Origin of the sequence: Pseudoroseomonas ludipueritiae (assembly GCF_014490445.1) — a bacterium.
In the GTDB taxonomy this organism is placed as follows: Bacteria; Pseudomonadota; Alphaproteobacteria; order Acetobacterales; family Acetobacteraceae; genus Pseudoroseomonas; species Pseudoroseomonas ludipueritiae.
The window spans coordinates 1-20446 of sequence record NZ_JACTUZ010000071.1 but is presented as its reverse complement, the minus strand read 5'-3'; the positions used below and the strand labels follow the sequence as shown (position 1 = coordinate 20446).

23 protein-coding genes and 1 pseudogene are annotated in these 20446 nt (G+C 70.0%); 6 read left to right on the top strand and 18 right to left on the bottom strand.

From position 1 onward, the window contains the following. A pseudogene (locus tag IBL25_RS15355) lies at positions 1-404 on the bottom strand (glycosyltransferase family 4 protein); the annotation flags it as partial. A gap of 146 nt (positions 405-550) precedes the next feature. Between IBL25_RS15355 and IBL25_RS15350 the strand changes: the two are divergent. The 3 genes from IBL25_RS15350 (at position 551) to IBL25_RS15340 (ending at position 3530) form a co-directional block, all read left to right on the top strand. Continuing rightward, a complete protein-coding gene (locus IBL25_RS15350) occupies positions 551-1171 on the top strand; it encodes a NeuD/PglB/VioB family sugar acetyltransferase (protein ID WP_187779421.1) in 621 nt (206 codons plus the stop codon). Positions 1172-1320: 149 nt separating this feature from the next. After that, on the top strand, positions 1321-2328 hold the full coding sequence (locus tag IBL25_RS15345; RefSeq protein ID WP_187779420.1) for a Bug family tripartite tricarboxylate transporter substrate binding protein: 1008 nt from the start codon (positions 1321-1323) through the stop codon (positions 2326-2328). Positions 2329-2426: 98 nt separating this feature from the next. Further along, positions 2427-3530 carry a DUF2235 domain-containing protein gene (locus IBL25_RS15340; protein ID WP_187779419.1) on the top strand — a complete coding sequence of 368 codons (1104 nt, stop codon included), beginning with the start codon at positions 2427-2429 and terminating at the stop codon, positions 3528-3530. Between the two features lie 4 nt (positions 3531-3534). Here IBL25_RS15340 and IBL25_RS15335 read toward each other — a convergent pair whose 3' ends face one another. From IBL25_RS15335 to IBL25_RS15290, 10 genes are all read right to left on the bottom strand, one after another. Then, entirely contained in the window at positions 3535-4773 is a 1239-nt protein-coding gene (locus tag IBL25_RS15335) for an FAD-dependent oxidoreductase (RefSeq protein ID WP_238940457.1), read from the bottom strand. 45 nt (positions 4774-4818) lie between these two features. After that, entirely contained in the window at positions 4819-5544 is a 726-nt protein-coding gene (locus IBL25_RS15330; protein ID WP_187779418.1) for an SDR family NAD(P)-dependent oxidoreductase, read from the bottom strand. Continuing rightward, positions 5541-6335, bottom strand: coding sequence for an SDR family NAD(P)-dependent oxidoreductase (locus tag IBL25_RS15325; protein ID WP_187779417.1), 795 nt, complete (start codon positions 6333-6335; stop codon positions 5541-5543). Before IBL25_RS15325 ends, IBL25_RS15330 begins: the two co-directional genes overlap by 4 nt. Before the next feature lie 2 nt (positions 6336-6337). Further along, positions 6338-7534, bottom strand: coding sequence for an ABC transporter substrate-binding protein (locus IBL25_RS15320; protein WP_187779416.1), 1197 nt, complete (start codon positions 7532-7534; stop codon positions 6338-6340). Positions 7535-7559: 25 nt separating this feature from the next. Then, the gene (locus IBL25_RS15315; RefSeq protein WP_187779415.1) at positions 7560-8270 is read right to left on the bottom strand and encodes an ABC transporter ATP-binding protein; all 711 of its coding nucleotides are present in this window, start codon (positions 8268-8270) and stop codon (positions 7560-7562) included. Then, complete coding sequence (locus tag IBL25_RS15310; RefSeq protein WP_187779414.1) at positions 8260-9042, bottom strand: ABC transporter ATP-binding protein; 783 nt, start codon at positions 9040-9042, stop codon at positions 8260-8262. Before IBL25_RS15310 ends, IBL25_RS15315 begins: the two co-directional genes overlap by 11 nt. Next, positions 9042-9881 (bottom strand): branched-chain amino acid ABC transporter permease, encoded by an 840-nt coding sequence (locus IBL25_RS15305; RefSeq protein ID WP_187779413.1) that lies wholly within the window; start codon positions 9879-9881, stop codon positions 9042-9044. Before IBL25_RS15305 ends, IBL25_RS15310 begins: the two co-directional genes overlap by 1 nt. 3 nt (positions 9882-9884) lie before the next feature. Beyond that, entirely contained in the window at positions 9885-10781 is an 897-nt protein-coding gene (locus tag IBL25_RS15300) for a branched-chain amino acid ABC transporter permease (protein WP_187779412.1), read from the bottom strand. Then, positions 10778-11707 carry a polysaccharide deacetylase family protein gene (locus IBL25_RS15295; protein WP_194433732.1) on the bottom strand — a complete coding sequence of 310 codons (930 nt, stop codon included), beginning with the start codon at positions 11705-11707 and terminating at the stop codon, positions 10778-10780. Before IBL25_RS15295 ends, IBL25_RS15300 begins: the two co-directional genes overlap by 4 nt. 97 nt (positions 11708-11804) lie before the next feature. Continuing rightward, positions 11805-12503: a GntR family transcriptional regulator gene (locus IBL25_RS15290; RefSeq protein WP_187779411.1), complete on the bottom strand. Its 699-nt coding sequence runs from the start codon at positions 12501-12503 to the stop codon at positions 11805-11807. 55 nt (positions 12504-12558) lie between these two features. On the opposite strand from IBL25_RS15290, the gene IBL25_RS15285 reads away from it, so the two are divergent. Beyond that, a complete protein-coding gene (locus IBL25_RS15285; protein WP_187779410.1) occupies positions 12559-13380 on the top strand; it encodes an SDR family NAD(P)-dependent oxidoreductase in 822 nt (273 codons plus the stop codon). Positions 13381-13455: 75 nt separating this feature from the next. After that, on the top strand, positions 13456-14274 hold the full coding sequence (locus IBL25_RS15280) for an HpcH/HpaI aldolase/citrate lyase family protein (RefSeq protein ID WP_187779409.1): 819 nt from the start codon (positions 13456-13458) through the stop codon (positions 14272-14274). A gap of 6 nt (positions 14275-14280) precedes the next feature. On the opposite strand, the gene IBL25_RS15275 is transcribed toward IBL25_RS15280, so the two are convergent. From IBL25_RS15275 to IBL25_RS15245, 7 genes are all read right to left on the bottom strand, one after another. Then, positions 14281-15156, bottom strand: a complete 876-nt coding sequence (locus IBL25_RS15275) for an MBL fold metallo-hydrolase (protein WP_187779408.1) — start codon at positions 15154-15156, stop codon at positions 14281-14283. A gap of 34 nt (positions 15157-15190) precedes the next feature. Further along, entirely contained in the window at positions 15191-16054 is an 864-nt protein-coding gene (locus IBL25_RS15270; RefSeq protein WP_187779407.1) for an alpha/beta fold hydrolase, read from the bottom strand. Between the two features lies 1 nt (position 16055). Further along, positions 16056-17408, bottom strand: a complete 1353-nt coding sequence (locus IBL25_RS15265; protein WP_187779406.1) for an FAD/NAD(P)-binding protein — start codon at positions 17406-17408, stop codon at positions 16056-16058. A 2-nt stretch (positions 17409-17410) separates the two neighbouring features. Further along, positions 17411-17776, bottom strand: coding sequence for a gamma-butyrobetaine hydroxylase-like domain-containing protein (locus IBL25_RS15260; RefSeq protein WP_187779405.1), 366 nt, complete (start codon positions 17774-17776; stop codon positions 17411-17413). Further along, on the bottom strand, positions 17776-17991 hold the full coding sequence (locus tag IBL25_RS15255) for a Trm112 family protein (RefSeq protein ID WP_187779404.1): 216 nt from the start codon (positions 17989-17991) through the stop codon (positions 17776-17778). Before IBL25_RS15255 ends, IBL25_RS15260 begins: the two co-directional genes overlap by 1 nt. Before the next feature lie 60 nt (positions 17992-18051). Continuing rightward, a complete protein-coding gene (locus IBL25_RS15250) occupies positions 18052-18708 on the bottom strand; it encodes an LON peptidase substrate-binding domain-containing protein (protein WP_187779403.1) in 657 nt (218 codons plus the stop codon). A 61-nt stretch (positions 18709-18769) separates the two neighbouring features. Further along, positions 18770-19699: a tetratricopeptide repeat protein gene (locus tag IBL25_RS15245; protein ID WP_187779402.1), complete on the bottom strand. Its 930-nt coding sequence runs from the start codon at positions 19697-19699 to the stop codon at positions 18770-18772. 160 nt (positions 19700-19859) lie between these two features. Here IBL25_RS15245 and IBL25_RS15240 point away from each other — a divergent pair, with 160 nt between their 5' ends. Next, positions 19860-20345: a YbaK/EbsC family protein gene (locus tag IBL25_RS15240; RefSeq protein WP_187779401.1), complete on the top strand. Its 486-nt coding sequence runs from the start codon at positions 19860-19862 to the stop codon at positions 20343-20345. Positions 20346-20446 lie beyond the last annotated feature (101 nt).

Sequence of the window (20446 nt, the reverse complement as noted above, 5' to 3'; positions counted from 1 at the left end):
CGCCCGGCCTGCACCAGGCCGCGCCCGGTGCGCATTCCCGCCCGCAGCGCGGCAGTCTGGTTGCGCACCGCCTCCCCCAGCGGCACGCGGATATCGGCCGGCAGGCGGGAGGCGATTCGCCGCACCCGCCCCGCCTGCCCCACCGGCAGCGCCTTCTCGCGCAGCGGCGCGGCCGAGGTGGATTGCCCCTTGCCGGTCAGCCCGGCGAAGAGCGCCTCCACCTCCGCCCAGGCCACGGTGCGCAGCGTGCCGCGGATGCGGTCATGCCGGCAGAAAGCGATCTCCTGCGGCCGCAGCGCCACCAGGGCGCGGTAAAGCTCGAAGGACAGGCGCTGGATGCCGCTCGGACGGCGGTTCACCAGCGCCCATTCGAAGAGATCCTCGACATCGAGCCAATAGGTCATCGCGCGGCACAGGCCGCTGGCAAGATGGCCTCGGGGCTGCGTAGATGCCGGCCGGCGGCGGCCGGGCAGCGGAGGGGACGACAGATCATGAGATGCGCGATACGCGATGCCACCCATGGTGCCAAGCGCGAGCGGAGCCAGACCCCATGCACATCCTGCTGATCGGTGCCGGCGGCCATGGCCGCGCCGTGCTGGAAACCTTGCGCGACGCCGGCTGGCCGCCGCCCGCTGGAGTGCTGGACGACAACCCGGCCTCCGCCGGCTTGCCTGGCGTGCCGTTCCTGGGCCCGGTGGCGGCGGCCGCGGCCTTGCGGCGGCAAGGGCTGGAATCCGCGCATGTGGCGCTGGGCGACAACATGCGGCGGCAGGCGCTGGGGGAATGGCTCGCCGGACTGGGCTATGCGCTGCCCGTCATCCGCCATCCTTCCGCCGTGGTGGCCGGCACCGCCCGCATCGGGGATGGCAGCGTGCTGCTGCCCCGCGTGGTGCTGGGTGCCGCCGCCGAGGTGGGGCGGCATGCCATCCTGAACACCGGCTGCATCGTCGAGCATGATTCACGGCTGGAAGATGCCGTGCATGTCGCCCCCGGCGCCGTGCTGGGCGGCGGCGTGCGTGTCGGCGCGGCGGCGTTGGTGGGGCTGGGCGCGGCGCTGAAGCCGGGTGTGGCGATCGGCGCCGGCGCCGTGGTGGGCGTGGGCGCTGCGGTGATCTCCGATGTGGCGCCCGGGCTTTGCGTGGGCGGCACGCCGGCGGTGCCGCTGCGCTAACCACGGCGCGGCGCGCGGGCAGCAAGATCGCTGTTGCAGCCAGCGGAAATCCGGTCTGACATTCCAGCCTCCTCGCACAGGGAAGCGAAAACTTCGCGCTTTTGGCGCGGCATGTGCATACGATGGCATGGAGTGCAGCAGGAAACCGCATGATGCCCCTGACCGAATCGTCCGCTTCTGGATTCCGCCTCTCGCGCCGCGCCCTTCTGGCTGCCATTGCCGCCACCACTCTGCCCAAGGCGCAAGCATTCGCGCAGGAAAACTGGCCTTCGCGCCCCATCCGCTTCGTGAATCCCGGCCCGGCCGGCGGCGCCGGCGACGTGCTCGCGCGCCTGCTGTCGGAGCGCCTGAGCATCCGCCTGGGCCAGCCCGTGGTGGTCGAGGACCGCCCTGGCGCCGGCACCAATATTGGCATGACCAATGTCGCGCGCTCCGCCCCAGACGGCTACACGGTGGGGCTGGGCTCGATCGCTTCCAATGCCGTCAACAAGTGGCTCTACAAGAACCTGCCCTTCGATCCGGAAAAGGATTTCGCGCCGGTTTCCATGATGGCGCTGGTGCCGAACCTGATGGTGGTGCCGCCCAGCCTGCCGGTGCGGACAGTGGCCGAGTTCATCGACTATGCCAGGAAGCATCGCGGGCAGATCAATTTCGGCTCGGTGGGCGCGGGCTCCTCGCAGCATCTGGTGGGGGCGCAATTCGCGCTGACCACCGGCATCGAGATGTCCCACGTGCCCTATACATCCTCCGGCCAGCTCAATACCGACATGCTGGAAGGACGCGTGCAGGTGCTGTTCCAGTCGATTTCGGCGGTGGCCGAGATGGCGAAATCCGGCCGCATGCGCCCGCTGGCCGTCACGGGCAGCGAGCGCCAGCCCGCCTTCCCCGATGTGCCGACACTGCGGGAAGCGGGCGTGGATGTCACCGCCACCGGCTGGTTCGGCATGGTCACGCCCGCCGGCGTGCCGGAGCCGATCCTGGAGCGGCTGAACCGGGAAGTGGTGGCCTGCCTGAACGAGCCGGAGCTGCGGGCGCGCATCATCGAGCTGGGCTCGGTGCCGAAGCCCAGCACGCGCGAGGAATTCGCGCAGCACATGGCCCGCGAGACCGCGCGCTGGCGCGACGTGGTGAAGGCCACCGGCGCCTCCGCCGAGTGAGCCCGGGCGGAGGGGCGCCTGCCCCTCCGCGATTGCCGCTGGCCAGGAGCGGCCGCTTCATCATACCGTATTAGCAATAAAAATGCGGAGGTCGGGGAATGAAGCGCCTCATCGTTTGCTTCGACGGCACCTGGAACAGCGCCGACAGCCGCCGGGCCGAGACCAATGTGGCGCGCCTCGCCCGCGCCGTGCGCGCCACCAGCGGCGATGCGCCGCAACTGACGCTCTACCTGCGCGGCGTGGGCTCCACCGGCATCGCATTGCAAAAGCTGCTGGGCGGCGCGACCGGCGAAGGTGTGGATGACAATATCCGCTCCGGCTACATGTTCCTGGCGCAGAACTACGTGCCGGGGGACAAGATCTTTCTCTTCGGCTTCTCCCGCGGCGCCTTCACCGCGCGCAGCCTTGCGGGCTTCATGGCGGCCTGCGGATTGTTGATGCGGCAGAAGCTGGGCGACCTTTCCGCCGCCTGGGATTATTACCGCCATGAAGTCCACCGCTCCCCGGAGGATTTCTGCCGCAGGCACCATTCGCAATGCCACCAGGATATCCAGGTCGCCTTTCTCGGCGTCTGGGACACGGTGGGCGCGCTGGGCATCCCCGGTACGGTGCTGAACGAACTCACCGCCAAGGACTATGAGTTCCACGACACCACGCCCTCCCACATCGTCCGGATCGGCCGCCATGCCCTGGCGGTGGATGAGCACCGAGACGAATTCGAGCCCACGCTCTGGACCGGCGCGGCGCCGGAAGACTGCGACATCAGCCAGGTCTGGTTCGCCGGCGCGCATTCCGATGTGGGGGGCGGCTACCAGAACCGGCTGCTGGCCGATATTCCGCTGCGCTGGATGGCGCGGGAAGCCGAGGCCGCCGGGCTGAAGCTGGACTGGGAGATGCTGCCCAGGCAGGAAGACCCTTTGGCGCCCCAGCATGAATCGCGGCTGAACTGGTCACGCAAGGACCGGCTGACGCCGACCATCCGCCAAGTTAGGAACATGGAGCCCGAGGTGACGGTGCTGGAGCGCCTCTACCGCCCGATGGACAAGGACGGCAGGCCACTCGAGACCATCAATGAAAGCCTGCATCCGAGCCTGACGCAGCGCTTTGGCCGGCGGGTCACCCTGCTGGCCAATGACGCCGACAGCAAGGGCGAGAAGACCGAATACAGGCCAAAGAACCTGCAGCCTTTCTTCCCGCGTTAGCGCCTCAGGCTACCTCGTCCAGCGCGCGGAGCGAGGCGATCATGGAGGTGCGCATCAGGTAATCCTTGTGGCGGGCCGGATTTTCCGCCGTGGCACGCAGTTCGTCGAGCGAGGCGCGGCGCACGGCGGGGTCGCGCTGGTTCAGCGTGGCGCGGTTGCGCAGCGCCTGCTGCTGCACCACGTCCAGCGCCACCTTGCGCCGCTGCCGCTCATAGCGGCCCAGCAACACGGCATCGGCGCCCCGCCAGACCTGCCCCAGCTTCTCCGCCAGGTTGAAGGCATCATGGATGCCGCCATTCATGCCCATGCCGCCCAGCGGGTTGTTCACATGCGCGGCGTCCCCGGCCAGCAGGATACGGCCGCTGACATAGCGCTCCGCCACGCGCTCATGCACGCGATAGGCGGTGCGGTGGCGGATCTCGTAGTCGCCGGCCTTGGGCAGCACTTCCTGCATGCGCTGCTGGATGCGGGCATCGGAGAGCATCGCCTCTTCCGGCTCATTGGCATCGGTTGGCAGCAGCAGGCGCCAGAGGCTGGTGGTGCGCAGCAGCACGAACCATTCCTCCGGGTCGGAGATATAGGCGATATTGGTGAGGTCCGGCATCACCTCCTGATATTGGAAGGTGGTCGAGCAGGTCAGGTAAAGCTCGGGGATCGTCTGCCCCTCGAAGCCGATGCCGACCGCCTTGCGCACGGCGCTGCGCGCGCCATCGGCGCCGATCAGCCAGGAGCCTTGCAGCGACTCACGGGAACCGTCGGGGCGTTCGATCACCAGCGTCACGCCATCGGCATCCTGCGCCGCATCCACGGCGCGGGCATCGTACATGAAGTTGACGGCGGGGTTCTCGACCAACCGGTCACGCAGCAGGCGGGTCAGGCGCCACTGCTCGCATTGCAGGCGGTAGGGGTGCGCCGTCTCGCCAGCCAGCAGCGAGAGGTCGAAGGTGGCGACGGGGCCGTCGCGGCGGTCGCGGAACTGCCATTGCGGGCAGACCAGCCCCTGGTCCACCAGGATCTGCGACAGGCCGAAGCGGTCCAGCATATCCAGCGTCGGCGGATGGAAGGTGGAGGCGCGCAACCCATCGGGCAGGTCGCGCTCGGCCTCAACGATGGTGACGGGGATGCCTTCCGCCGCCAGCGCGGCAGCGGCCACCAGCCCGACAGGCCCGGCACCCGCCACCAGCACCGGTGCGCGCGGGCTGGCGGATTTCAGGACAGCGGGGGAAGCCAGATCATCAGCCAAGGGAATTCCACCTTTTCAGCAGTCGAAGGTTCGGCGGCGGGAAGGTCATCCGGTGAAGGCCTCCCCGCCGGAGGGGCTCAGCACCTGCCCGGTCAGCGAGGCCGCGGCAGGGGAAGCGAGGAAGGCGATGCTCTCGGCCACGTCGCGCGGCGTCGCCAGGCGGCGCAGCGGAGTGGCGGCCTCGCGCCGCGCGAAGAAAGCGGCATCGCCGCTGGCGGAATGCTCCGTCATGGGCGTGCGGATCAGCCCGGGGGCCACGGCATTGACGCGGATGCCGGCGGGGCCAAGCTCCACCGCCAGGGCGCGCGCCATGCCGATCAACGCGCCCTTGGCCACCGTGTAGTGCGGCATATTAGGCGAGCCACGCAGGGCGAAGAGCGAGGAGACGATCACCACGGCCGCGCCCGGCGCCAGGGCCGGCAGCAGCGCCTGGATCAGGAAGAAATGCCCCTTGGCATGGGTGCCGAGCATGGCGTCCCAGGCGGCTTCGTCCACCTGCGCGAAGGGAATGCCATGGCCGGAAATGCCGGCGCAGCAGACCAGCGCATGCAGCCGCCCATGCTGGCGCACCACCTCCGCCGCCCTGGCCCGCACGGCGGTGAGGTCGAGCAGGTCCAGTGGCAGGACCATGCCGTCGGTCTCGGTCGCCACGGCCGCCAGCCCGGCCTCGTCCCGGTCGCAGAGCAGCAGGGCATGGCCGGCATCGGCCAGGCAACGCGCGGTGGCGCGACCGATGCCCGAGGCGGCGCCGGTGACGAGCGCGAGGCTCATGGGGCGAAGCGGCCTCCGTTCACATAGATCACCTGCCCCGTCAGGTATTGCGAGGCCGGGCCGCTGAGGAAGAGCATCGGCGCCGCCACATCCTCCGGCTGCGCGATGCGGCGCAGCGGAATGGAGGAGAGCACCTTCTCGGCATGCGCATCGCCGAACTGCCTGATGAAGGCGCCAGGCTCGCCTTCCTTGCCGCCATGGCCGAGGCCGCCGGTGAGAAAGGCGGTCTCCACCGCGCCGGGGGCGACGGCATTGGCGCGCAGGCCGGGCGCGCCTTCCTTGGCCACCACCTTCATCAGCGAGACCAGCCCGCCCTTGGAGGCGCTATAGGCGGAGAAGCCCGGCTCCACAAAAGCATGCAGGCCAGAAGAGACGTAAACGGCAGCCGCGGCCGGAGACTGCTTCAGGAAGGGCAGCGCCGCGCGGGTGGTGGTGAAGGCGGAGACGAGGTTGATCTCCAGCACCGTGCGGATATCGGCCGTGGTCATCTCCGCCAGCGGCTTCAGCCCGGTGTTCATGCCGGTGAGGAAGGCGAAGACATCGATGCCGCCCCAGGCTTCTCCCACCTGCTCGATGGCATGGGTGACGGAGGCCTCGTCCGTGGCATCCACCGGCACGGCCTCGACGCCCGGCTCCGGCGGGCGCTCGGCCATGGAGGCCGGCAGGTCCAGCACGGCGACGCGGGCGCCGGCGGCCAGCAGGCCGCGCACATAGGCGCGGCCGATGCCGCCGCAGCCGCCCAGCACCAGGCAGCGCGCGCCGGTTTCCGGGCCCAGGCGGGTCAGGTCCATCCTCAGCCCTCGTAGAGCGAATCGAGGAGCTGCAGCTTGCCGTCCCGCACCTCGACAACATGGGCGGGCAGGCGGGCGGCGCCGTCGGGGTAGAACCAGGTGCGGCCCAATATGCCTTCCCAGTTCCAGCCCTCCATTTTCTGCATCTGGTCGCGGATGGCGACGCGCTCGGCCTTCAGCTTGCCGGGCTCGCCCGTCACCTGCGCGCGACGCATGGCCTCGGCATAGATCTGGAGGATGTCATAGGTCGCGGCATCGGTGTGGTGCGGGCTCTGACGCGGGTAGCCGGCCTGCTTCGCGCCCTCGGTGAAGCGGGCGGTGAAGCTGCGCGTCCGCTCGTTCAAACCGCTGTAGAAGAAGCTGGGATAGAGCACGCCCTCCCCATCCGCGCCGACCTTCTCCGGCAGGGTGGGGTCCGACATCACGCCGCTGCCGATCATGCGGCCCTTGTGGCCCTGGCGGCGCAATTCCTTCAGCACCTTCACCGCCGGCTCGATGGTGCCGCCCAGCACCACGATATCGGTGGGGCTGCGCATCAGCTCGCCCACCTGGGCGGACACATCGAAGGCCTGGATGGGGAAACCCACCGCCTTGGTCACCGGGATACCGGCTTCCTTGAAGGCCTGGGGAAAGACGCTCTCGCCCAGCGTCTTGGAGATGAATTCATCCGTCGCGTAGATGATGGAGGCATTGGACGTTGCCATGCCCTTGGCCTTCATCACCTTCAGCAGGCGGCGGAACTGGGTCAGTTCGTCCGAGGTGTCGCGGAAGGCGAAGGTCATCTTATCCGTGATGCCGGGCGCCGTGGCCGAGTTGGAGCATTGCACGATGCCCAGCCGCTCCCCGGCCGGGAAGGCCACGCGGCATTCGCCGGAGGATGCGGGGCCGAGGACGCAGAGCGCGCCTTCATCCTCCGCGAAGCGCCGCACCGCCACCTGTGCCTGGCGCGGGTCGCCGGCCGTGTCGAAGGTGGAGACGCGCAGCTTCTTGCCATTGACGCCGCCGGCCGCGTTGATGTCGGCCAGGGCCATCTCCACCGGGATCTTGTTGGTGATCAGCAGGGATTGCAGCGGCCCGGTGCCGACATAGGAAAAGCCCACCACCAGCTCATCCGCCGCCGCCAGGGCGGGGTTGCGCAGCGCCGGCAGGGCGAGCGCCGCCGCCGTGGCCGCCATCAGATCGCGTCGCTTGATCGCCATGATCCTGATCCTTCGCCTGGATGTGTCAGCCGGCGCCGAGATAGGCGCGTTGCAACCCCTCATCGGCCAGCAGCGAGGCCGCGCTGCCCGCCATCACCATGCGCCCGAGTTCCAGCACGGAGCCGCGCGCGGCCAGTTCCAGCGTCTTGCGAGTGTTCTGCTCCACCAGCAGCACCGCCATGCCGCCCCCGTTCAGTTCCCGCAGCAGGGAGAAGACGCGGTCCACCAGCAGTGGCGAGAGGCCGAGGGAGGGCTCGTCCAGCATCATCAGCCGCGGCTTGGCCAGCATGGCGCGGCCGATGGCCAGCATCTGCTGCTCGCCACCCGAAAGCACCGCCGCCGGCATGTCCCGCCGCGCCGCGAGATTGGAGAAGCGGTCGTAGATGGCATCCATCTCGCGCGGCAGGGTGGCGCGGTCCCGCCGCAGCCCGGCGCCCAGCAGCAGGTTCTCCTCGATGGTCATGGAGACCAGGATGCGCCGGCCTTCCGGCACCAGCACCAGCCCATCGCGGATGCGCTGCGGCACCGGGGCATGGGTGACCTCGGCGCCCGCGAAGCGGATGCGCCCGCCAGCCGGCTTCACCGTGCCCAGGATGGCCTTCAGCAGCGAGGACTTGCCGGCGCCATTGGCGCCCAGCACCGCCACGATCTCGCCTTCCGCCACCGAGAGCGTGGCCCCCGCCACCGCATGGGTGCGGCCGTAGCGGACATGCAGGTCCTCGACCTCAAGCAGCATCGGCGGCGGCCCCCGTGGCGGCGCCGGTGCCGAGATAGGCTTCCAGCACCTGCGGGTCGCGCTGCACCTCCTCCGGCCGGCCTTCGGCGATCTTCTGGCCGAAGTTCAGCACCACCACGCGCTCGCAGAGGCGACGAACAAAACCCATGTCATGCTCCACCACCAGCAGGGCGGTGCCGCCGCTGGTCAGGCCCTCGATATGCGCCAGCAGTTCCTCGCGCTCGGTGGGGTTCAGGCCGGCGGCGGGCTCATCCAGCATCAGCAGCCGGGCACCGGCCACGGCGGCGCGCACCAGTTCCAGCCGCTTCTGCACGCCATAGGGCAGGTTATAGACCAGCGCATCGGCATAGCGGGCGAGGCCCGCCGCCTCCAGCGCCGCCACGGCATCGCGCTTCCAGCGGTTGCGCGGCATCAGCCCCAGCGGTGCCAATTGGTCCCACCAGCGCCGGGCGCGCAGGTGCTGGCCCAGCATGATATTCTCCACCGCCGAGAGATGCGGCATCAGGCGGATATTCTGGAAGGAGCGCGCCATGCCATGCCGGGCGCGGCGCCAGTCCGGCAGGTGGGTGATATCCTCGCCGCCCATCAGGATACGTCCGGCGGTGACGGGATAGACGCCGGTGATCAGGTTGAAGACCGTGGTCTTGCCGGCGCCATTCGGCCCGATCAACCCGATACGCGAACCGGGCGCGACGGAAAGGCTGAAATCCTGGATGACCTTGAGACCACCGAAGGATTTCGAAACGCCATCCAGCGTCAGCAGATCCGCCATCAGCCGGCCTCCCGCTTGCGGCCGAAGAGGCGCGCGAGGCCATGGCGCGTCACCACGCCTTCCGGCCGCAGCGCCATGACGGCGATGATCAGCACGGCGAAGATCACGAAGCGCCATTGCTCGCTGCCGCGCAGCACTTCCGGCAGCAGCGAGAAGATGGCGGCGCCCACCAGCGGCCCGAAGGCGGTCTGGGTGCCGCCGATCAGCACGTAGAGCAGCGTATAGGTGCTGAGCATCAGGTTGAAGTTGGCCACCTCGATATAGTTGTAGTGGTGGCCATAGAGCGCGCCCGCCAGCCCGGCGAACCCGGCGCCGATGGTGAAGGCCATCACCTTCACCCGCCGCACATGGATGCCAAACAGCGCCGTCGCCTGCTCATCGTCATGGATGGAGCGCATGGCGAGGCCGAAGCGGGTGGAAAGGATATAGACCACCAGCAGCACGCCGCAGGCCGCCAGTGCGGCGATGGCCGGCATGTCGATGAAGCTGGTGACGGGATAGCCGGCGGCGCCGCCCACCGCTTCCATGTTGATCAGCAGGCCCGCCACGATCTCGCCGAAGGCCAGCGTCGCCAGCACCATATAGACGCCGCGCGTGCGCAGGATGGGAAAGGCCATCAGGCAGCCCAGCACCGTGCTGGCGGCGGTGCCGGCCAGCAGGCAAAGCGGCAGAGGCAATCCGTATTCCACATCGAGATAGGCGGAGACATAGGCGCCGACGGCCATGAAGCCCGCCGCTCCCAGGTTCAGCATCCCCGCCGCCGCCGGCAGGAAAACCGCATAGGCCAGCAGCAGGTTGATGGAGAAGAGGGCCAGGATGCCGGCGAGATAACCGCTCATGGCTCAGAACTTCCCCCGGCCGACATATGGCTTCCCGAACAGGCCTTGCGGGCGCAGCAGGATCAGCAGGAAGAGCGCGCCCCAAACCACTGGCTTGATGACTTTGGCGCCCAGGAAGAAGATGGTCAGCACTTCCAGCAGGCCGAGCAGCAGCCCGCCGGCGATGGCGCCCCAGACATTGCCGAGCCCGCCCACCACCATGGCTGCCATGGCGAAGGAGGCGATCTCGTCGCCCATGACATGCGAAACCTGCAGATAGTTCAAGGCAAAGAGCACGCCCGCCAGGGCCGAGAGCAGCCCCGCCACTACGAAGACCGCAGGGATCAGCCGGGGCAGGTCGATGCCGAGAAGCTGCGCCGTATCGGGGCTTTCCGCCACCGCGCGCAGCGAGCGGCCGAGCGAGGTGCGGCCCAGCACCAGCGTCAGCCCGAACACCAGCGCGAGCGCCAGCAGCAGCGAGACCACCTGCGGAATTGAGATCAACAGCCCGCCCAGGCGGATGCTGGTATCCTGCCAGGGGGAAGGAAAGCTGTGCAGTTCCGCCCCCCACTGGATCTGCACCAGGCCCTGGAACAGGATCAGGAAGCCGATGGAGCTGACCAGCGGAATCGCATGCTCGGTGGCATCGCCGAAGCGGGTGCGCATGTAGCGATAGGTAAAACGTTCCACCAGCAGCGAGGCCAGGATGCCGGCCAGCAGCGCCAGCGGCACGGCGGCGTACCAGGGCAGTGCGTATTGCACCATCAGCGCCCAGCTCAGCATGCCGCCCAGCATGAAGATGCCGGGGATGCTGAAGTTGAGGAAGTTCAGCATGCCGATGACAAAGGTGAAGGAGACGGCCACCAGCGCATAGAGGCCGCCCAGCATCAGCCCGTTGATGATCTGCTGGAGAAGGATCATCCGATATGCCCGGCGTGGTGTTCCAGGTACCAGTCGGCGATCTCCTCCCGCGTCGCCCACCAGACATCCGGGAAGCCCTTGGCGTAGGCGATGAAGTCGCGCAGCGCGCGGATGCGGAAGGGCTGGCCGATGACATGCGGGTGCAGGCCGATATTCATCAGTCGGCCGCTGGTGGCGCCCTCCCGGTACAGCTCGTCGAACTGTTCCTTGAAGACACGGAAGGCGCCATCGACATCCTTGCCCTGGCGCAGAAAGACCGTGAAGTCATTGACTTCGGAAGTATAGGGGATGGAGACCAGCGGCCGGCCGCATTCGGTGCGGATCAGATAGGGCTGGTCGTCGTTCAGCAGGTCGGTCAGGAAGGAGAGCCCCTCCTCCGCCAGGATATCGGCGGTGTTGGGCGTGGAGCGCAGCGAGGAGGAGAGCCAGCCGCGCGCCTTCCGGCCCACCACCTCCTCATAGACCCGCAAGGTTTCGCGAATCACCTGCCGCTCGCCCTCGATGTCGAACTGGTAGTTGGAGAGCAGGTCGGTCTGCACATAGTTATGCGCGACCAGCTCCCAGCCCCGGTCGATGGCATGCTGCACCACCGCGCGGCGCTCCAGCCCCATCTTGGCATTCATGGTGCAGGAGGTGGGCACCCCGGCCTGCTCGAAGCATTCGAACATCCGCCAGACGCCGACGCGCTGGCCATATTCGCGCCAAGTCCAGTTCGGGTTGTCATAGACATTGCCCGGCAGGGTATCGGTGATGATGGAGGGGCCGCCGGGATAGAAAGGCTTGTCGGTGTCCTTGGTGCGGTCCCAGTACTCGAAATTGGTCGTCAGCATCAGGGCGATGCGGGCGCCATTCGGCCATTTCAGAGGCTTGCGCGCCGGCATCGGCACGAAATCGTACTGCACCCCGGAGATCCCCCGTTGCCGCATTGATCGGGATCATTGTGTACAATTTTTTTTGGGTGCGCAGCCTAAAAATGGCAGGAAGGCCGCTTTAAGGCGGTTTTTCGCCGGAGCCATGTCAGCTTTATGAGCTATCACTGCCCTCATTGTGCACAACGGTAGTCAATTTGCGCTCCAACTCCGCCATCAGCCCCGCCGGCCGCGTGGCGTTCAGATGCGCGCCCATCATCAGCCCCGCCCATTCCGGGTTACGGGCGGCCAGGGCCTCGATGATGTCGCGGTGCTGGCGGTTGGAGCGGGCGATATTCACCCATTCCTGCATCCGGTACTGCTTCAGCAGCACCAGCGGCACCTGGAAGGCCCAGCCCAGCATCCCCTCCAGGCGGCGGGAGCGCGCGGCGCGCACCACCACCGTATGGAATTCGGTGTTCAGCGCATGGAAGCGGAGCGTGCGGGCCTCAAGGTCCGTGCCGCTGCTGTCGAGCGCCTCCATCTCATCCGCCAGTTGCTCCAGCGCCGTGATTTCCTCGGCGGTGATGCGGGTGGCGGCGCGCGTGGCGGCGAAACCCTCCAGCGTGGCGCGCAGATGATAGACCTCGTGCAGATCGTCGCTGGTGATCTCGGCGACAAAGGTGCCGCGGTTGCGCGTGCTTTCCACCAGCCCATCGGCCAGCAGGCGGCGCAGCGCGTCGCGTACCGGCGTGCGGCTGACGCCGATCTCGCCCGCCAGCATCTCTTCCCGCAGCGGCGTGCCAGGGGCGAAGCTGCCGTCCATGATCCGCTGGCGGATGCTCTGATAGGCGCGTTCCGCCGCGTTCGACATGGCTTCTTCCCGTTCCATGGCGTGGCCACGCCAGCTTCAACACAAGGACCATAGCATGTTGCAGGACCGCGTCGTGATCGTCACTGGCGGCGGGCGGGGCCTCGGCCTCGCCATGGCGCGGGCCTTGCTGGCCGCCGGCGGGCGCGTGCTGATCACCGGCGCCCGCGCCACCGCCGAGCTGGAGGCAGCGGAACGCGCGGCGGAGGCGGAACACGGCCCCGGCCGGCTGGCCGCCATCACCGCCGATGTGACACGCCCCGCCGATTGCGCCCGCGCCGTCGCCACCGCCCTGGAGCGCTTCGGCGCGCTGCATGGCGTGGTGAACAATGCCGGGCGCGGCATGCGCCTGGTCAGCGAGCGCTTCACCACCGAGCCTGTGCCCTTCTGGACCGTGCCGCCCGAGACCTGGGCGCTGATCACCGACATCAACCTCAATGGCGCCTTCAACATGGCCGCCGCCGCCATGCCGCATCTGCTGGCGCAGGGGGATGGGCGCATCGTCAATATCTCCACCAGCGATCAGACCATGGTGCGGCGGGGCTATGCGCCCTATGGCCCCAGCAAGGCGGGGCTGGAGGCGGCCTCCCGCTGCTGGGCGCAGGATGTGGCGGGCACGGGCGTGACGGTGAATGTGCTGCTGCCAGGCGGCGCCGCGAATACCGAGCTGCTGCCCGGCGGCGCCAGCCGGCGCGGCGCCGACGGCAACCTGCTGGACCCCGCCCTGATGGGTCCGCCCATGGTCTGGCTGGCTTCCACCGCCTCGGCGGGCGCCAATGGGCAGCGCTTCATCGCCCGCCTCTGGGACAGCGGCCTGCCGCCGGAACAGGCCGCGGCCGCCGCCCGCAGCGCGCCGGTGGAGAAACCCGCCATCATGTGAAAAGGCCCTGGCGAGCTTTCTCCCCAGGCTCTCGCGGCCTAGCCTGCGCCGCCAGGAACGAACAAGGGAACCGTCATGCCTGCCATCGAGGCCATCGCCGCTGCGCGCTCCTTTCTTTTTGTCCCCGGAGACCGGCCGGAACGCTTCGGCAAGGCCCTGGCCGCCGGGGCGGATCAGGTGATCATCGACCTGGAGGACGCGGTGGCCCCCGCGCGCAAGGAAGAAGCCCGCGCCGCCATCGCCGCCTGGCTGCCCACGGCGCCGCGCCCGGTGCTGCTGCGGGTCAATGCGGCCGATTCGCCTTACCTGGAGGCGGATCTGGCGCTGGTGGCGCATGCCTCGGTAGGCGGCATCCTGCTGCCCAAAGCCGAGTCGCCCGCCGCCCTCGCCCGGCTGCACCAGGCCGCGCCGCAGGCGGCGCTGATCCCGCTGGTGGAAACGGCGCGCGGGCTGGCCGAGGCCGCCGCGCTGGCGGCGGCGCCGGGCGTGGTGCGGCTGGCCTTCGGTTCGGTGGATTTCCAGCTCGACCTCGGCATCCCGGAGGAAGGGGCGCCGCTGGCCGCCTTCCGCTCCCAGCTCGTCTTCGCCTCCCGCCTCGGCGGCGCGGCTTCCCCGGTGGATGGCGTCACCGCCGCGCTGGACAATGCCGAGCTGCTGGCAGCTGACACGACCCGCGCCCGCGCCTTCGGCTTCGGCGGCAAGCTCTGCATCCATCCGAAGCAGGTGGAGGCGGTGAATGCCGGCTTCATGCCGAGCGAATCCGAGATCGCCTGGGCCCGCCGCATCGTCGAGGCCGCCACGGGCGGCGCGGACAATGCCGCCCTGGCCGTGGAGGACGAGATGGTGGACCGCCCGGTGATCCTGAAGGCGCAGGCGATCCTGGCCCGGGCCTGAGAGCGTTCAGCCGGGGCCGAAGACCGGCAGGAAGCCCTCGCCTTCCCGCCGCACGCGGGCGCAGCCGCAGTTGCGGAAATGCGCCGGCACCAGCAGCGCGCCCTCATCCGCCGCGCATTCCAGCAGGTCGCGGCGGGTGGCGATGGCGGCCTGGGGGTCGGTGCAGACGCGGCTGGACCATTCGGGCCGCAGCACCTGCACCGGCGAATGGATGGCATCGCCGCAGAAGATGGCGCGGGCGCCGTTGCGCTCCAGCCGCAGGCCCATCTGGCCCTTGGTATGGCCGGGCAGCGGCACCAGGGTCACGCCGGGCGCCAGTTCATGGCCATCCTCCACCGTTTCCACCAACCCGGCTTCCAGCACCGGCAGGAGGCTGTCGGCATGGGAGCCGTGGTTGACGCCGGGGTCCTGTTGCGCGCGCCCCATCCACTGCGCCAGTTCCCGCTTGCCGATGAGGTAGCGGGCGCGCGGGAAGGTGGGCACCCAGCGGCCATTCAGCAGACGGGTGTTCCAGCCGACATGGTCGGCATGCAGATGGGTGCAGAAAACCACGTCCACCGCTTCCGGCGCCACGCCGACGGCGGCCAGCCGCTCCAGGAAGCCGGTGGCGCTGCGCTCATGCCAGGCGGGATGGTTGGGGCGGGACTTGTTCTCGCCGACGCAGGTATCCACCAGCACCACCAGCCCGGCCACCCGCAGCAGCAGCGCCTGCACGCCCAGCAGGAAGGTGCCCCCGGCGAAATCCACGTGGTCCGGTTCCAGCAGGGCGCGGTGCGGCAGCAGGGCATCGAGGTCGCAATCGGGCAGAAAGCCCGCGGGCAATGCGAAGCGGTCGATATCGGCGATGACATCCACCACCGCGTCCCCGATGCCGAAGCGCATATCGGCTTCCCCCTGTTCCTGGCGTGCGGAAAGGCTAAGCCGGTGGTTCGGCCCCGTCCAGCCGGCGCAGCAGCAGGGCGTTGATGGCCTCCGCCGCCTCGAACTGCACCCAATGGCCGGCGCGGGGAATGACCTGGAAGGCCGCCCCCGGCAGCGCCGCCGCCAGCGCCGCCTCGCGCTGCTCCATGAAGGGATAGGCGATGGCGTCGCGCTCGCCATAAACCATGGCCAGCGGCGCCCGGATGCCAGGCAGCAGGCGCCGCAGCGCGCCCTCGGTCACGAGGCCACGGCTGTTCAGCCGCGCATGGTCGCTGTTCCATTCCTGGATGCGCATGGCCAGGGCGTCGATCCGCGCCGGGTCGCCGATCATCAGCATGGCGAGGTTGGCGCGATGCGCGGCCCGCCGTTCCTCGCCCTGCTTGTCCCGCACCTTCGCCAGCCGCACCGGCACCCGCGCCAGCCCCATGCCGCCGGCGCCCAGCAGCGTCACCGAACGCAGCCGCGCATCCGCCGCCGAAGCGATCTGGCCGGAGATGATGGCGCCAAAGGAAAAGCCGGCGAGGTCGTAGCGCGCCGCCTCCCCCACCAGGGTCCGGAAGCCCGCCATGATCAGCGCGGCATAGCCCGGCAAATCGGTGCCCGCCCGTGGCGGCGCCGATTCACCCAGGCCCGGCAGGTCCGGCGCCAGCACGCGGCGGCGCGTGGCCAGGGCCTCGACATTGCGCGCCCAATGGCGCCAGGAGCCAGCGCCGCCATGCAGCAGCAGCATCGGCGGCGCATCCGGCTCGCCCCATTCGTGCCAGACCATGCTGCCGGCGCCGCAAGGCAGCGCATGGCGGCGGGAGGCGGCCTCCAGCCGGTCCGGCAGCGTGATGTCCTCGGGCGCGATGGTGTCCATCTCAGGCATCCGCCACCAGGGCGGCCTGGTTGCGGATCTCGGGCACCGCCGTGATCTCCCAGAGTCCGCCGCGCGTCAGGGGGCCGATGGCCTGCAGGCCGGGCACGGGCTGCCCCCCGGCATCCAGCAGCGTGCCATCCGGCCCCGCGATCTCCAGCCCCAGGCCCAGCGGGTCCGGCCGCGCCAGCCCGGCTTCCAGCAGCGCCGGCACCGGCGCCGCCTCCCGCCAGCCGCTGCCGCCATCGGGGCCGATGCAGAGGATGATGCGCGCCACGGAAAGCCGCCTTTCCCCGCCGCCACGCAGGCGCAGGGTGGCGGAGGCACTGCCATCCGGCGCCGGCTGCCATTCGCCCAGCCGCGCCGCCAGGGTTTCCAGCATGCCGGAAGCCCGCTGTTCCGCCACGAAGCGCGCCACCGAAGGCGCCAGCCGGTGCCGGTGCAGGTTCCAGAGGCTGCGGCCATGGCGCAGGAAGCTGGCGCGCTGTTGCAGGCTCCAGCCGCGCCAGATGCGCTGCACATGCGGCCGGATGCCGTCGATCACCGCCTGCCAGGGCCGGCCTGCGGCGGCGGCCTCGGCCATGGCGCGGCGTAGCAGGGCGCAGAGCGCCACGGGGCTGGCGCCTTCCGGCGGCTCCACCGGCCAGGGTGGCGGCAGGGGGCCGGCGAGATGCGCCAGCGGCAGCCAGCCGTGGCGGGAGATGCCGGTGACCTTGCCCCGGTGGCAGCGCCGCCGCAGCGAGAGCAGCATATCCACCATGGTCAGCCCCATGCCGACCAGCAGCACGGGGGCCTCGGGGTCGATGCCTTCCAGCGTCGCCGGGTCCCAGGGATTGCCGGCCAGATGCGGCAGCGCGCCAGCACCCGGCTTGGCGGCGAAGCCGCCCACCGCCAGCACCACGCGCTTCGCCCGCCAGGATTCGCGGCCGGCGCGCAGGCGGAAGCCGCCTTCGGGTAGCCGTTCCACCGCCTCCACCGGCTGGCGCAGCGGCTGGATGGTGGCACCGGCGCCTTCGATGGCGGCGGCCAGTTGTTCTTCGAGATAAGCGCCGAAAAGCTGGCGCGGCGCGAAGATGGGGCCACCTTCCGGCGGCGCTTCCGGCGCATCGGGGCGGGTGGCCAGCCATTCGGTGAAGCTGGCGGGCTGCGCGGGCAGCAGGCTCATGCCGCCGGCGGGCACGTTCAGCACATGGCCGGGGTCGGTGGTGCCATAGGCCAGGCCGGGCCCCAGGCGCGGCCCGGCTTCAAACAGCGCGATGCGCGCCCCGGGCGGCAGTTGGGCCCGCCATTGCAAAGCCAGCGAGGTGCCGGCGAATCCGCCGCCGATCACGGCGGCATCGAAGAGTGGCTCGGTCATGCTCAGCGCCGCGGCGGGTCGCGGGAAAGGCCGCGCGCCGCCAGCTCGGCCTCATAGGCCGCCCAGCGCTCCGCCTGCTCCTCCCCCAGCTGGCGTAGATAGGCCCAGCTGTAGATGCCGCTGTCGTGCAGGTCGTCGAAGATCAGTCGCACCGCGTAATGCCCCACCGGCTCCAGGCGGATGATGCCGACATGCCGCCGGCCAGCCACCCATTTACGCTGTTCTGGCCCATGCCCCTGCACCTCGGCCGAGGGGCTTTCCACCCGCAGGTACTCGGCTGGCAGGCTGAAGCGCGCGCCATCGGGGAAGGTGACTTCCAGCAGCTTCTCGGCGCGGCGCAGGCGCAGCTCGGTGGGGGCGGCGGACATCAGTCCAGCCGGCGCGCCTCGTCCGGCAGCATGATGGGAATGCCGTCGCGGATGGGATAGGCCAGGCCCGCCTTCTCGCTGACCAGCTCGCCGCGCTGGCGGTCATAGACCAGCGGGCCCTTGGTCACGGGGCAGACCAGGATCTCCAGCAGGCGGGGATCCACGGGGCCGCCGGCGGGCGGCGCGGAGGCGGGGGTGTCGGTCGGGGTGCTCATGAAGCCTGACTCCTGCGCCATGCCGGGCGGGCCGTCAACTCGCAACGCCGCGCAACCCGATCAGACCGGGCGCGCCGGCCCTTCGCTGGAGGCGGCGCCGATCCGCAGCAGCGCCGTCAGCAACTCGGCGCGCCGGCGCGGGCCTGGGGCCAGCAGCAGCGCCTGCTTCTCCCGCCCATCGAAGGGGCAGATCATGGACAATGTGGTGACGAGATCCACCAGCGGGACGCGCTCAATGGCGGCGCGGTCGGCCTCGATCTGGCGGGCGGCGAAATAAGGCCAGAGGGCGGCCAGCAGCGCCGCGCGGTCCGGCTCCTCCTCCGGCGGCTCCAGGTCCGCCAGATAGGGGGAGAAATCGGCCTGCACGCGGCGATAGCCGGCGGGGTGGTCCGGCAGCTCCTGCGCCACGTCGTAGCGCAGCAGGCCGAGCAAGGTGATCAGGTAGCGCCCGTCCCCGGTCTCGGAGAAGGAGGCGATGCGGCCGAGGCAGCCGGTGCGGTAGATGGTGGAACGCCCCGCCACGCGCGGAAAGGCCGGGTCCGGCAGCACCATGCCCAACAGGCGGCCGGCGCCTAGGGCATCCTCCACCATCGCCAGGTAGCGGGGCTCGAAGATATTCAGCGGCAGGCGGCCGCCGGGCAGCAGCAGCGCGTCCTGCAGCGGAAAGATCGGGATCTCGGCCGGCAGGCGGGTGGGCCCGCTACGGGGGGCGGTCATCGCCAGGCCGGGCCTTCGCCCGCCCCGCCGCGCCGGTGCCGCCCGCCAGCCATCCCGCCCCTCAGCGGAACAGCAGGGTGGAAAGGCCGCGCCGCGCCTTCACCGTGGCCGGGTCCATCGGGCCCCAGGCCTCGAAGAACTTCAGCAGCTGCTTGCGCGCCGCCTCGTCGTTCCAGGCGCGGTCGCGCTTGATGGCGGCCAGCAGCGCCTCGGCGGCCTCGGCCCGGCGTTCCATGGCATTCAGCGCCACCGCCAGCTCGATCCGCGCTTCGTGGTCGTCCTCGTTGGCGGCGAGGCGGGATTCGAATTCGGACAGGCGCTCCCGCGCGCGGCGGCCCTCGGCGGCCAGTTCCAGGGCGCTGCGCACGCCCGCCACCTCGGCATGGGTGCGCAGCTTCTCCGGCACCTGGTCCAGCACCGCCAGCGCCTGCTCCTCCTGCCCCAGGTTCATCAGGGCGCGGGCCAGGCCGGCATAGGCCTCGGCATTCTCCGGCTCCTGCTGCGCCAGGGCGGCGAAGATTTCCAGCGCCATCTGGTGGTCGCCCTGCTCGGCGGCGGCCTTGGCCTCGGCCAGCAGGTCGGCGCCCGGCATCTGGCCGCCGGCCACCTTCAGCAGGCCCTCGATGAACTTCTTCACCTCGGATTCCGGCAGGGCGCCTTGGAAGAGATCGGCGATCTGGCCCTGCCAGAAGGCCACCACCGTGGGCACCGACTGCAGCGGCAGACCCATCTGGGAGAGCTGCTGCACCAGCGCGCGGTTCTGGTCGATGTCGATCTTCACCAGCCGCACGCGGCCGCCGGCGGCGCGCACGACCTTCTCCAGCGTCGGCGTCAGCTGCTTGCAGGGGCCGCACCAGGTGGCCCAGAAGTCCACCAGCACCGGCACCTCGCGGCTGGCCGCCACGACATCCTGCATGAAGCCCTTCTGGTCGCTGTCCTTGATCACATCGGCAGCGGCGGGGGCGGGATTGGGGTTGAGGCTCGCGTCCATGGGAAACATACCGGCTTTCAGAGATCTCGCTCCCGCATAGATGCGCGCCCCTGGGGCGGAAGCAACCCCAGGCGCCCCCTGCCGCCGGCCTGGAGGCCACCTTTCATGGCCCCGGCGGGGCGGATAGGGTCGCGGGCCTCGCAACAGCCCGGAGCCCGCCATGAGCCTCGACAGCGTCCGCACCTTCCTGGCCGAGCACGCGCCCGACCTCGAGATCCTGGAAACCGCGGCGCGCACCGCCACCGTGGCCGAGGCCGCCGCCGCCCATGGGGTGGAACCGGCCCAGATCGCCAAGACGCTGTCGCTGCGGGTGGGGGAGCGCGTGCTGCTGGTGGTGGCGCGCGGCGACGCCCGGCTGGACAACAAGAAGGCCAAGGCCACCTTCGGCGGCAAGCCGCGCATGCTGGGGGCGGAGGAGGTGGTGGCGCTGACCGGCCACCCGGTGGGCGGCGTCTGCCCCTTCGGGCTGGCGCAGCCGCTGCCGGTCTATTGCGACCTTTCCCTGCGCGAGTTCGAGGCCGTCTGGCCGGCGGCGGGTTCGGTCAACAGCGCGCTGCGCATCGGGCCGGAGCGCATGGCGGCGCTGGTGGGGGCGGAATGGGTGGATGTCTGCCAGACAGTGGCGGTGGCCACAGAGGAAGCCTGAAGAAAAATCGTCATGAAGCGATAAGGAGGGGGTTGCGCCGGCCCTGCCCGCATGGCAAATGCCCGCCCACGCCGAACGGAGCGCGGGCGTAGCTCAGGGGT